Source organism: Myxococcus sp. AS-1-15, from assembly GCF_020037055.1.
Classification (GTDB): Bacteria; Myxococcota; Myxococcia; order Myxococcales; family Myxococcaceae; genus Myxococcus; species Myxococcus fulvus.
The window spans coordinates 1-1,705 of sequence record NZ_JAIQDF010000060.1; the positions used below are offsets into that span (position 1 = coordinate 1).

Here is a 1,705-nt window from a genome sequence, read left to right on the forward strand (position 1 = left end):
GCCGCATTCCATCGCGCTTCCAACTCGGCGGCGACGAGTCGATTGTCCGGGTCAACGGCTTCGTAGCGACGCTGTGCGAGACGCACCTCGTAGTTCGCCTGCTCCTTCTCGAGTTCGAGGGCGCGCCGCCGCTCGGCGTGTTGCTGCTGGGCAAGGTCCATGGCGGCTATTGCTGCTTCCACGGCGACGGGAGCGACGGCTCGCAGCACCTCGGCCGCAACGAGGTCGTCCGGCCGAGAGGAGCCGAAGGAGATGCAGGGCGCGGTGCCGTGGGCCTCCCGGCCCCGGTGACAGAGGTAGCGCGCGCGGCGCGGCGGACGCCCGGTGTACGCCACGAGGAGCATGCGCCCACAGCGGCGGCAACGCAGCAGGCCCGAGAGCAGGGCTCCTCCGCCTCTTGCCGACTTCGCGCTGCCAGCAGGGCGGCGGTGCGCGTTGCGCCGCAGGCGTTCCTGGTTGCGCTCGAACTCTTCCCAGCAAATGTAGCCTGCATGATGGTCTCTCAGCAGCACCGTCCATAGGTGCATGGGACGGGGGTGCCCGTAGCTCTTCGTAAGGCGCCCCTCGACAAGCTGGGTGCGCTGGGTCGACTTCCCATACGCATACACGCCTGCGTAGACAGGATTCTGTAACACGCTGATGATGTTGCGGTAGGTCGGTGGCGTCCAGCACCTGGGTGCCCCCCACCGCTTGCCATCGCTCGGCCGTGGGAACAGGTGGCGCTCACGGCACATGGACAGATGCACCTGCCGTGCGCTCTCCAGGCGCGCGAAGAGTCGGAATACCGTACGGATGGCTTCCTGCACGCGCCGGTCCGGGTCTATTTCCAAGGCAGGCCCCTGGGCCCACAGGTAACCGACCGGCACGGGAATATGGAGTTCCCCGCGCCGTGCCTTGGCCTGCGATCCGTCGATGAGCCGGCGGCGCATCAGGGTCAGCTCGAATTCACTGATGGTCCCCTTCAGCCCGAGGAGTAGCCGGTCATTCGGCACGCTCGGGTCATAGGCACCGTCGCCGTCGACAACGCGAGCATCCACAAGGCCACACAACTCCAGGAGGTGGTGCCACTCACGACCGTTGCGCGCCAGCCGGGAAGCCTCCAGGCAGAAGACGGCTCCGACGCGGCCCTGGCAAAGTTGTGCTACCAGCGCCTCGAAGCCCGGACGGGCGATCGTCCCGCTGGCCGAGCGGCCAAGGTCTTCATCGATGGTGACGACGTCGCGGAATCCGTAGGCGCGCGCCAGGTCAGCGAGCGCATACTGGCGGCGCTGACTCTCCATGTTGTCCTGAACCTGCGCGACGGTGGATTGACGGACGTAGACGATGGCGCGCCGCTGCAAGACCGTCTCCGGCAACTCAGTACGGTTCATCGCCGGCCTCCGTCGCGGCGCCGTCGCCGCGGCTTGGCGGAGGCACCGTGCTCAGCAGGAGCTGCGCGAGCAGCAGTACCACTTGGTGGTGCTGCTCTTCGGTGACCCGGGGACTCGGCGCCCTTCCGAGCGGGAGCGAGAGCTGTTTCGGCTTCCTTTCCTGGTGGTTGGCCATGCGCGACCTCCACCCTCAAGCCTGAGGTGGTTGCCGACGCGTGCTCGGATGCCTGCGCGTCGAGCAACCGGCGCAAATCGCGAAGTGCCTCCAACGAAACCCGCGGAATGCCGAAAGTCAGCGTCGCGCAAGCCGCCCGCTCCAGCATCCAGGCGGGGAC

Annotated in this window: 1 protein-coding gene; it reads right to left on the bottom strand. The window is 67.4% G+C overall.

What is annotated here, in order from left to right:
- A partial coding sequence (locus K8625_RS43460) for a recombinase family protein (protein WP_223786094.1) occupies positions 1-1,370 on the bottom strand: 1,370 nt, incomplete at its 3' end.
- Positions 1,371-1,705 lie beyond the last annotated feature (335 nt).